Below are 10,817 nucleotides of genomic sequence, written 5' to 3' on the forward strand. Positions count from 1 at the left end.
CGAAAGCTCGGGGTTGCCGCTGTTGTCGGCGTACAGCTTGATGAGCGCCTCGCGGTTGCCCTCTTGCGAAGACCAGTGGGCGGCGCGCACCAGTTGGGTCACCAGGCGCTGGGTGAGCTGCGGGTTCTGTGCAGCGAAATCCTCGGTGGCCAGGATGCCGGAGTTGATGGTGTAGTCCGGTCCACGGCCCTTGGTGCTCAGCGCAATCTGCGCGCCCTGCGCCTTGAGCAGGAACAGGTCCGAGCCGCCGAACGTGGCGTCGATCTGCCCAGCCACCACGGCGGCCTTGGAGGTGGGCCAGTCCATGTTGATGAGCTTCACGTCCTTTTCGGTCAGGCCCGCCGTGGCCAGCAGGTTGTCGAAGGTGCGCTGGTAGGCGGTGCCCTTGAGCACAGTGACCTTCTTGCCCTTGAGGTCGGCCACGGTCTTGATGCTCACGCCCGGCGCCGTGGCCAGATAGCTGTTGCTGCCCCGCCCCGTGGCCGCGATGAAGCGGGTGGGCAGGCCGCGCGCGCGGCCAATGACGGCAGCCAGGTCGCCCAGCGAGACGATGTCGAGCTGCTTGGCCGACAGCGCCTCGTGCACGGCCGGGCCTGCGCCGCGAAAGAAGTTCCACTCGATCTTGATGCCGTCCTTGGCAAATTCATCTTCCAGCCACTTGTTGGCCTGCAGCACCGCAAACACGCTGCCGCCCGGCGAGGGCTTGCCGGCCGTACCCAGGTCGGGCGAGCCGATGCGGATGACCTTGGCGGGCGACTGGGCGCGCAGCACCATGGGGGCGGCCAATGCGGCAGCGCCAGCCACCATCAGCGAACGGCGCGTGGAAAAAGCGAGGGGGTTTTGTTGTGTCATGGGAATCTCGGGGATCGGTAAAAGGGGAACAAACAATCAAACAGCAAATTGCCACTGCGCGGCAGGCGCTAGCTGCTCGCCGCGCTTGAGCGGCGGCTCGGCCAGATCGGCCGCCGGGTGGCCGGAGAACTCGCGCAGCACGCTGTCCTTGATGGCGGTGAACGCGTGGGAGGTGCGCTCGCGCGGATGGGGCAGCCCCACCGGCACGGTGCGGCGGATGCGGCCGGGGCGAGGCTCCATCACGACCACGCGGTCGCCCAGGTACACGGCCTCTTCCACGTCATGGGTCACCAGGATCATGGTGATGCCCTCCTGCTGCCATATGCGGTGCAGCTCCTGCTGCAGGTGGGCACGGGTCATGGCGTCGAGTGCGCCAAAGGGTTCGTCCAGCAGCAGGATGTCGGGCCGGTTGACCAGCGCCCGCGCAATGGCCACGCGCTGCGACATGCCGCCAGAGAGCTGGTGCGGATAGGCAGTCTCAAAACCTTGCAGGCCCACCAGCGCAATGTGCTCGCGCACGGTGGCGCGCTGCTGGCCTTCGGTCAGGCTGGAGTTGAGCAGGCCCAGCGCCACGTTCTTCTCGACCGTGAGCCAGGGAAACAGGCGGTGCTCCTGGAACACGATCCCCCGGTTGAGGCTGGTGCCCACAATGCGCTGGCCGTTGAGCAGGATCTCGCCCTGGTAATCGCCCTCCAGGCCAATCACCAGCCGCAGCAGCGTGGACTTGCCGCAGCCGCTCGAGCCCACGATGCCCACGAACTCGCCGGGCTCGATGGTGAGGTGGATGTCCTGCAGCACGGGCAGGGCTTCGCCCTTGACCTCGTACTGCTTGTTCAGGCCGCGAATGGCCAGGGTACCGGCGTGTGCCATGGTGTGTTCCTTTTCAAATGACGTTGTTCTCAGCAATGGCCCGCAACTGGCGCGGCCCAGGCCAGAGCCCCCGGGGAGCTGGCTTTGCCAGGCCCCTGGGGGCGTCCCCCTGAGGGGGATGGCGCGCAGCGCCTCAGGGGGCTCAATACCTTGCGATCGTGCGATCACGCCAGGCCAGCAGGCGCTTTTCCAGTGCGGCCAGCAGCGCGTTCAGTACAAAGCCCACCAGGCCCACCACCACCACGCCAAACAGCACCAGGTCCATCCAGAAATGCTCGCGCCCATCGATCAGCGTGTTGCCAATGCCCTTGCCAGAGGCCAGCAGGTATTCGGCCCCCAGCGTGGCCAGCCAGCTGTAGATAAGCGAGAGCTGGATGCCAGTAAACAGTGAGGGCGCGGCGGCAGGCGCCACCACACGGCGCAGCGTTTGCCACACGCTGAACTCGTACACGCGGGCCACCTCCAGGTACTCACGCGGCACGCTGCGCAGGCCCTCCAGCGTGTTGAGCACCACCGGAAAGAACGCCGCCATGGCCACAAACGCTACCTTGGCGGTATCGCCCAGGCCAAACCACATCGACAGCATCGGAATCCACGCAAACAGCGAGATCTGCTTGAGCGTGTGGAACGTGGGCCCCACCAGCCGCTCGGCCCAGCGCGACCAGCCCAGCAGCGCACCCACCGCCAGCCCGATGCCGGAGCCAATGCCGAACCCCCAGGCCATGCGCCACAGGCTGGCCGACAAGGCCACCCACAGTTCGCCGCTGACAACCTGGCCCACACCGCGCTGCCATACGGCCAATGGCGATACCAGCAGGGGCGAATCGGACGCCCCCGAAGCCACCACCGCCCACCACACGGCCAGGATCAGCACGGGCAGCACCCAGCCCCGCAGGCGTGCGGGCACTTTTTGGAACACGTTGCGTTGCACGTTCACAGAAGACATTGGCACACCCCGCTCACAAACCCGGCTTGCGCCAGCGCAGCAGCCAGGCCTCGGACACGGCCAGCAGCTTGTCGATCACAAACCCCACGATGCCCACGGCCAGCACGGCGGCCAGCACCACGTCCAGCTGAAAGAGCTGGCGGCCATAGACGATGAGGAACCCAATGCCCTCCGATGACGCCAGCAGTTCCACCACCACCAGCGCCAGCCAGGCATGCGTGAGGCCATAGCGTACGCCGTTCCAGATGGGTGCCGTAGCCGCCGGAAACACCACCCTGCGCAGCATCTGCCAGCGGGTGAAGCCATACACACGCGCCACCTCCACCAGCCGGTTGGGCACGTTCTGAATACCCTGGCAGGTGTTGATGGCCACGGGCACCAGGGCCGCCTTGGCGATCAGCAGAAACTTGAGCCCCTCGTCAATGCCCACCACCAGGATCAGCAGCGGCAGCCAGCCGATCACCGGCACCTGGCTGAAGGCCTTGAACAATGGGAAGAAGTAGTCACGGAATGTCGGCGACAGGCCCATGGCACCACCCAGCACCAGGCCCAGCGACAGGCCGATGCCAAAGCCCGCAAACACACGGACCATGCTGATGCGCAGGTGGTCCCACAACTCTCCGCTGGCCAGCAGCTCGCCAAACACCTTGAACACGGCGGCGGGCGGCGGCAGCACCTGCTCGGGCACCCAGCCCCACAGGGCGGAGAGCTGCCACAGCGCCAGCACGGCCAGCGGAAAGGGCCAAGCCCAGAGCGAACGCCTCGCCCAAGTCCAGGCAGCGTTTTGCCTTGCCGCTACGGGGCGGCGCGTAGGGGCATCCGGCAGCGCGTCCAGCGGGCTCACGGGGCTGCCTGGCCCGGCCGCATTCAGTGCGGGTATCGCCATCTTTTGCATTTCCTTTGTGGGTGGTGGAGCTGCTACCACCTGGGGTGAGCGCAGCGCCATCAATAACAACCAAAAGAAATGTAAAAGACGTTTGTTATAAAAATAAATGGTTAATACTCATATGCAATGACAAAGATGTTTGCGGCATGAGCAGCGACGCTTGCGTTATGAGGTTGCCTCGGCGCAGGCACAAAAAACCCGCCGCGCACAAGGTGCGGGCGGGTTGCAACGAGCGGTGGTGAGCGGCTTTTCCGGGCTTGGACACCGTGGTTTGGATTGGAGACCTGGATCAGGGGGCGGCGACCAGATCCCCATTGGCGCCATACACAGGCCAGTAGCTCTCCAGCTTCAGCTCCTTGAGTGCAGCGTTCAGATAGCGGCGGTCAAACCAGCTATCGATCTCTGGCTTCTTGCGGATGAGTTTGAGCTTGTGGGCCTCGTCGGCCGCGTCCTTGTAGCGCGCCACCAGAAATGGGTCGAGCAGTGGCGACAGGCGCACGCGCAGCGGCTGTCCAATAAAGTCTTCGCGCCACACCTTCTCGGCGTACTCGGCCTTGCCCCACTGCGCAAACAGTTCGGCACGGCGGTTTTCGTCGGAATATTTATGGGCGTACAGCACCACCGTCTTGACCACGCGCTCCACCGCCTTGGGGTGGCGGGCGGCGAAGTCGTCGGTCACCAGCAGCGCCGTCTGGCGGGTGTACTTGTAGGAATCTTCCGCAGCCGACCACACCACCTTGGCCAGGCCCTGGTCACGCAGCTTGAAAAAACCCACATAGCCAAATGCGGCGTCGATGTCCTTGCTGACCAACGCCGCCTCAGCGCTGGGCAAATCCAGATTGAGCAGTTTCACATCGCGCTCGCTCAGACCCTTGTCGGCCAGCGCGCGCACGGCTGCCAGATGCAGGTTCGTGCCCTTGAATACGGCCACCTTGCGGCCCTTGAGGTCTTCCAGGCGGCGGATGTTGGAGTCGGGCGGCACCGCAAGGTAGAGCCCACCGCGCACGCCACTGCCCAGAATGATCTTGGTCTTCACGTCACTGGCCCGGTGCACGATAGAGGGCAGGTCGCCCTGCCACGCAAAGTCCAGTTGCTTGTTGACCAGTGCCTCATTGACGGCCGGACCCGCGCCCTTGAAGAAGGTCCATTGCACCTTCACACCGTCCTTCTTGAACTCTTCTTCCAGCCCGCCATCGGTGTAGGCCAGCGCGGCCGAGGTGCCACCATGGCGCACCGGGTCGCTGCCCACACCGCCGGTGGCGATGCCGATGCGGATCACCTTCAGGGGATCTTGCGCCTGTGCGGCTGCGCTACCCGCCCACAGGCCCAGGGCCACCGCTGCGCTGGCTGTCGTGGCAGCCTTCCAGAGCGCTGTTTTCCATTGCGTTTTTTTCATCTGTTGACCCTTCGTGCCTGTTGTTGTGCCTGTTGTCGTGCCGGTGTGCGTGCGCAATGTGCTGCACACATCGCCAATCACTCTAGGCAAGCCCTGCGCTTGGGCCAACGACCAAAAACAGATATCCAAATTTGCGGATGGCAGGCCCACGCTCGCCAGTGCAAGGCACAGTTTTCCGACTATGCATATGCGAACTGCTTCGTTGATGCGCGCACTGCGCGCTGTCCCAATCGTGTGGGAGTTCTCTTTCATCACCCCACCGTTTCAGAAAGTAGCGCCATGTCCAAGATCAACGATTTGCACCCCACGTTCACCCGCTTTGCGGTAGAGCCCTACACCCCCACCATCGGGGCAGTCATCCACGAGCTGGACCTGCGCCAGCCCCTGGACGCCGCCACGCAGGCCGAGCTGCGTCAGGCACTGGCCGTGCACGAGGTGCTGTTCTTCCGCGACCAGCACATCACGCCGCAGCAGCAGGTGGACTTCACCCGCAGCTTTGGCAATGTGGCCGAGGTGAAGGCGTTCTTCCCCCGGCTGGAGAGCCACCCTGAGATCGAGATCGTGGAGAGCACGGCCGAGCGCCCCAAGGCGTCCAACCAATGGCATGCGGACATCACCTGGCGCGAGCAACCGCCGCTTGGCACCAGCCTCTATGCACAGGTGATCCCGGCCAGCGGCGGCGACACGCTGTGGGCCAGCCTCACGGCCGCGTACGCCAGTCTGCCACCCGCCTTCCAGGCTTACCTGGAAACGCTCACGGCCGTGCACACCTGGGAGATCAGTGGCTGGACGGAGTACCTGCTGCGCAAGGACGCCAGCGGCGAAGAACTGAAGGCCGCCCGCGCCAAGTACCCGCCCGTGGAGCACCCCGTGGTGCGCGTGCACCCCGTCACGGGCAAGAAGATCCTGTACGTGAACCCCACCTTCACCAGCCACATCAAGGGCCTGCACCGCACGCACAGCGATGCGCTGCTGACCCAGCTGTTTGCCCTGCCACAGGTGGCCGAGTTCCAGGCCCGCCTGCGCTGGGCGCCGGGCACGCTGGCCGTGTGGGACAACCGCTCCACCCAGCACTACGCAGTGGGCGACTTCTTCCCGCAGCACCGCAAGCTGCATCGCATCACTATTACCGAGTAGCCCCCCTGAGCCGCCTTCGGCGCCATCCCCCTTGAGGAGACGCCCCCCTGGCCTGGCAAAGCCGGTTCCACGGGTGCACTGGCCTGGGCCGCGCCAGTGTCGAAGGCCGCGAGCCATCTCCACAAGTTTTGGAATCTCACATGACCCAACCCGACACATCCAGAAAACTGCGCCTCGGCGCCTTCATCATGGCCACGGGCCACCACGTAGCTGCCTGGCGCCACCCGGGCTCACAGGTCGATTCGGGTGTCAACATCGATCACTACATCGAGGTCGCCAAAACCGCCGAACGTGGCCTGTTTGACCAGGTGTTCGTGGCCGACAGCCCCGGCGTGTGGCACAAGGGCGACCGCGAGTCCTTCAGCCGCCAGGGACGCATCTCGCACTTCGAGCCCGTGACGCTGTGGGCAGCGCTGTCGGTCGTCACCAAGCACATCGGCTTTGTGGCCACAGCCTCCACCACCTACGAAGACCCCTACCTGCTGGCGCGCAAGTTTGCGTCGCTCGACCACATCAGCAAGGGCCGGGCCGCCTGGAACGTGGTGACCACCAGCGCCGAAAACGTGCACGGCAACTTTGGACTGGACACGCACCCGGACCCCGCCACGCGGTACGAGCGTGCCCACGAATTTGTGGACGTGGTCAAGGGGCTGTGGGACAGCTTTGACGACGACGCCCTGGTGCGCGACCAGGCAAGCGGCATCTACTTTGACCCCGACAAGCTGCACGCACTCAACCACGTGGGCAAACACCTCAAGGTGCAAGGGCCGCTCAACATCGAGCGCTCGGTGCAAGGCCACCCAGTGATTGTGCAAGCCGGCTCCTCGGAAGACGGCAAGGAACTGGCCGCCGCGACGGCCGAAGCCATCTTCACCGCCTGGACCAGCCTGGCCGAGGCCCAGGCCTTCTACAAGGATGTGAAGGGTCGCATGGCCAAGTACGGCCGCAGTCCTGAAGAACTGCTGGTGCTTCCCGGCATCTCCCCCGTGATTGGCCGCACCGAGGCAGAAGCCCAGGCCAAGTGGGCCGAGCTGCAGGCCCTGATCCACCCCAGTGTGGGCCTGGCCACTCTCACCCCCTTCTGGCCCGGAGAGGACCTGTCGAAGTGGAATCTTGACGCACCTCCGCCGTACATCCCCGAGCCACCCAAGGGCATCAACAGCCGCGCCCACGTGGTGCTGGAGCTGGCCCGGCGAGAGAAGTACACCGTGCGTCAGCTGTACGAATACCTCGCCGGTGCACGCGGCCACTGGGTGGTGATCGGTACACCCGAGACCATTGCCGACCGCATGCAGGAATGGTTTGAGAACGGGGCGGCGGACGGCTTCAACGTGATGCCGCCTGTATTGCCCCAATCACTCAACGAGTTTGTGGACCTGGTGGTGCCTGAACTGCAGCGGCGCGGCCTGTTTCGCACCGCCTACGAAGGCACCACCCTGCGGGAAAATCTGGGCTTGGCACGGCCCGCGAGCCGGTACACAACGCTGCTCGCGAAGGCGGCCTAGGCCTCATGCACGGCGAGCCCGATGACCTCGGCAGAGCTGTCCACAGGGCTCCTTCTTCATGCGCCTCCCTGCAGCGCCGCAGGGTTAGGATGGCTCGGCAGGCGCGGCTGGCCTGCCTTGACACGGCGCACGGGCAGATCGGTCGCCAGGCGTTTCAGGGCGGCCCCCCGGGATGCGGACTGAAAGCCGTGCGGTACTACCAGCACGTCCGTGCGGGCTTCACGCAGGATGCGTTGCGCAACGCTCTCGAACAGCCAGTCTGCCCACCGGGACGCGGGATGCTTGCCCACCACGATCAGGTCGGCCCCGGCCCCTTGCTGCGCCACCAGCACCTGCCGCGCCGGGTCGCCCCGGCCGATGGAGGATGAAAGCCGGTTGCGCCGCGCATCGTACGAGTCGGTCAGCGTGAACATGCGGTCCTGCGCATGGCGCCTGCACTGCTCGCGGTAGATCTGGATGGCGCGTTCCGACACTTCGGCATAACGCAGCTTGCCCTCATTGGCAGTGCTGACGGCATGGAACAGTTCCACACGTGCGCGGGGGTGGAGCGCCAGGCCCAGCTCCACCAGGCGATGCGAAGCCTGAGAAAAATCCACCGCCACCATCAGGCTCTGGTAGGGCTGTGCCGCTGCGCTCCGCACCACGATCACGGGGCGCCGGCAGGCACGGAGCAACTGGATCGCAGGGTGCGCGCCGAACCAGGCCCGCAACCCGCGCTGCGGGGCCATGCCCCACACCACCAGGTCGTGACCCGCTGCCGCGCGGGCGATATCCGCCACCGTGCAATCCATGCGTGTTCCGGCATGAACAGGAATCTGGTGGCGCTGCCGAATCTGCAGCGCATGGTGCGACAGTCGCACGGCCACGTCGGGTGGCGGCACTTCGCCGGGTTGGGAGAGATACACCAGCTGCAACGCAGCCCGATGCTCTGCGCCCAGCAGCGCCGCACGCGCCAGCGCGTGCCCTCCCTGTTCAGAAAAGTCGGTGACGGCAAGGATGGAACGAGGGGTCATGGTGGTACGTCCTTCTGTGGTGAACAACGCGCACTCCTCCAACGGCTGCCAATGCGATTGGCGCCGGTCTGGTGGGCAGTGATCTGGTGGTACGGCCCGCAACGGGCCGGCGTGCGAAGGCGACTAGGTGAGGTAGTCGCCCGTGGCCTCAGGCTGGTACTGGATGCTTTCGATGGTGGCGGAGCACTCTTCGCCATGGGGCGTTTGCCAACGGGCCACGTCCCCGGCCCGCAAGCCCAGCAGGCTGATGCCGACCGGCGACAGCACCGAGATGAAGCCCGCCGCAGGCTCGGCGTCCTGCGGGTAGCACAGGGTCAGCACCTGGCGCCGGTGGGTGTGCTGGTCCACTAGCTCCACGCGTGAATTCATGGTGACCACGTCGGCCCGCACGGTGCGCGGGCTGGTGATATCGGCGTTGGCCAGCAGGTCGTCCAGCAAGGGGGCTGGCCGGTTGCCGACCAGCTTGGTCAGGCGCGAATAGTCCAAGTCGGTGAGCGTGCGCTCGCCAGGGGTCACAACTGCATGCATACAAAGCACTCCATCGAATGCGGCGGTGCCCCGTGGGGACAAGACGGCCGCTACCGCGCTTGGCTGGTGCCCGGCGGTGGATGGTTGCGCTACAAGGGGATGAGGAGAGAGGGTGCCGCCGGGCTCAGGAATGTGCTGGCGTCAGCTGACGACGCGCGTTCTTCTTGGCCACCGCTCGCGCGCAGGCCGCTGCGCGGGGCAGCACAGCCAGGGCGGCAAAAGGGCAAACCAGAAGGGTCGTCATGGGCCCGAGTGTAGGCAACACGGGCGGTTCTGGGGGCAATAGCCCCAGGGTTCTTGCCAGATACCCGGCGGCTGGGTGGCCGATCTTTGTCGCCACCAGAGGCCACCCAGAGCGTCACGCCAGCTGGGTGGCCCCTGCGCGGCGTACTCAGGCCACTTGCGGCAGGTAGCTGGGTCGCGTGGCTGTCATCGCGAGCTTGACATGCTGTGTGAGCTCATCGGCCAGCACCTCGTCCGCGCCTGCTTCCAGGCCATCCAGCGCGCGCCGAACGATCTGAACCGGGCTGGTCTTGGGCACGTCAAAGCCGCGCGTCAGGTCGGTATCCACATACGCCATGTGCAGGCCCAGGACATGCGTGTTTTGCGCGGCCAGTTCGTGGCGCAGTGCATTGGTGAGCGACCAAGCCGCAGACTTGCTGGCCGAGTATGCAGCCAGCTCGCCGCCATTCACCCACGACGCCACAGACAGCACGTTGAGCAGCGCCCCGCCTCCGTTGGACTGCAGGACCGGGGCAAAGGCTTTGCTGACACGCAGCACGCCAAAGACATTGGTCTCAAAGATGCGGCGCATCACCTCTTCGCTGTCGGCCGCCAGAAACCCGCCGGGCTGGGCGATGCCCGCGTTGTTGATCACCAAACTCACGTCAGACGCCTGCACGGCGGCAGCCGCCACCTCTTCGGAGTTGTTGACGTCCAGGCGCAAAGCCTGCACGCCGGGTTGCGGGACGATGGTGGACGGATCGCGCGCGGCGGCGTAGACCTTGCGCGCACCGCGTGCGAGCAGCTCGCGAACAAAGGCCAGGCCAATGCCGCGATTGGCACCGGTGACGAGGACAACAGCGTTTTCGATCTTCATGGGAATCTCCAGGGTTGGGGTGGGACTGATCAGGGATATGCACGGGCTGTGCAAGGGATGGATATGGAGAGAGGGTTCGATAGGTGCGAGACGGACGCGAGACGGGTGCGAGGCAGCAGTAAGCGAGCAGCTCAGCGCACCCTGACGACGACCTTGCCCTTGGCACGGCCGGTTTCCACGTAGGCGATGGCTTCGTTGGTTGCGTCGAAGGGAAACACCTTGTCGATCACCGGGCGGATGGCCCCTGCATCCACCAGGCGCGTGATCTCCTGCAGCTGGCTGCCCTGTGCACACATGAACAGGAACGAGTAGCCAATGCCCAGCACTTGGGCACGGCGCCGGGTACCGGCGCTCAACAGCCGGAACACCATCCGCAAGAAGCCCGACGCACGAAGGGTTTTGCCGAATGCGGGATCGGGTGGGCCCGAGACGGAGACAAGTTGGCCTCCGCGCTTGAGCACGCGCAGGGACTTGGCCAGCGCCTTGCTGTCCTGGCTGTGCAGCACCACGTCATAGTTGCGCAGCACGTTTTCAAAATCTTGCTGGCGGTAGTCGATGACAACGTCCGCGCCCAGGCTTTGGACC

General features: G+C 65.3%; 11 protein-coding genes. 2 read left to right on the forward strand and 9 right to left on the reverse strand.

The genetic code is table 11. From position 1 onward, the window contains the following. From DBR23_RS05570 to DBR23_RS05590, 5 genes are all read right to left on the reverse strand, one after another. Positions 1-852, reverse strand: an 852-nt coding sequence (locus DBR23_RS05570) for an ABC transporter substrate-binding protein (protein ID WP_233250295.1), incomplete at its 3' end; no start/stop codon positions are given. A gap of 36 nt (positions 853-888) precedes the next feature. Then, positions 889-1,722: an ABC transporter ATP-binding protein gene (locus tag DBR23_RS05575; protein WP_108497571.1), complete on the reverse strand. Its 834-nt coding sequence runs from the start codon at positions 1,720-1,722 to the stop codon at positions 889-891. Between the two features lie 142 nt (positions 1,723-1,864). Beyond that, positions 1,865-2,668, reverse strand: a complete 804-nt coding sequence (locus tag DBR23_RS05580; protein WP_099729984.1) for an ABC transporter permease — start codon at positions 2,666-2,668, stop codon at positions 1,865-1,867. A gap of 13 nt (positions 2,669-2,681) precedes the next feature. Next, positions 2,682-3,554, reverse strand: coding sequence for an ABC transporter permease (locus DBR23_RS05585; protein ID WP_369882088.1), 873 nt, complete (start codon positions 3,552-3,554; stop codon positions 2,682-2,684). Between the two features lie 289 nt (positions 3,555-3,843). Next, the gene (locus DBR23_RS05590) at positions 3,844-4,950 is read right to left on the reverse strand and encodes an ABC transporter substrate-binding protein (RefSeq protein WP_108497573.1); all 1,107 of its coding nucleotides are present in this window, start codon (positions 4,948-4,950) and stop codon (positions 3,844-3,846) included. A gap of 279 nt (positions 4,951-5,229) precedes the next feature. On the opposite strand from DBR23_RS05590, the gene DBR23_RS05595 reads away from it, so the two are divergent. Both DBR23_RS05595 and DBR23_RS05600 read left to right on the forward strand, forming a co-directional pair. Beyond that, positions 5,230-6,087 (forward strand): TauD/TfdA family dioxygenase, encoded by an 858-nt coding sequence (locus DBR23_RS05595; protein ID WP_108497574.1) that lies wholly within the window; start codon positions 5,230-5,232, stop codon positions 6,085-6,087. A gap of 140 nt (positions 6,088-6,227) precedes the next feature. Next, complete coding sequence (locus DBR23_RS05600; RefSeq protein WP_108497575.1) at positions 6,228-7,592, forward strand: LLM class flavin-dependent oxidoreductase; 1,365 nt, start codon at positions 6,228-6,230, stop codon at positions 7,590-7,592. Positions 7,593-7,648: 56 nt separating this feature from the next. On the opposite strand, the gene DBR23_RS05605 is transcribed toward DBR23_RS05600, so the two are convergent. The 4 genes from DBR23_RS05605 to DBR23_RS05620 all read right to left on the reverse strand — a co-directional run. Then, positions 7,649-8,605, reverse strand: a complete 957-nt coding sequence (locus DBR23_RS05605; protein ID WP_108497577.1) for a universal stress protein — start codon at positions 8,603-8,605, stop codon at positions 7,649-7,651. 123 nt (positions 8,606-8,728) lie between these two features. Further along, positions 8,729-9,133, reverse strand: coding sequence for a GreA/GreB family elongation factor (locus tag DBR23_RS05610; RefSeq protein ID WP_099729981.1), 405 nt, complete (start codon positions 9,131-9,133; stop codon positions 8,729-8,731). Positions 9,134-9,524: 391 nt separating this feature from the next. Then, on the reverse strand, positions 9,525-10,232 hold the full coding sequence (locus DBR23_RS05615; protein WP_108497576.1) for an SDR family oxidoreductase: 708 nt from the start codon (positions 10,230-10,232) through the stop codon (positions 9,525-9,527). Positions 10,233-10,363: 131 nt separating this feature from the next. Further along, positions 10,364-10,817 (reverse strand): zinc-binding dehydrogenase (locus DBR23_RS05620; protein WP_146191235.1); only part of this gene is annotated, 454 nt, incomplete at its 5' end.

This window comes from Acidovorax sp. HMWF018, assembly GCF_003061035.1.
Taxonomy (GTDB): Bacteria; Pseudomonadota; Gammaproteobacteria; order Burkholderiales; family Burkholderiaceae_C; genus Acidovorax; species Acidovorax delafieldii.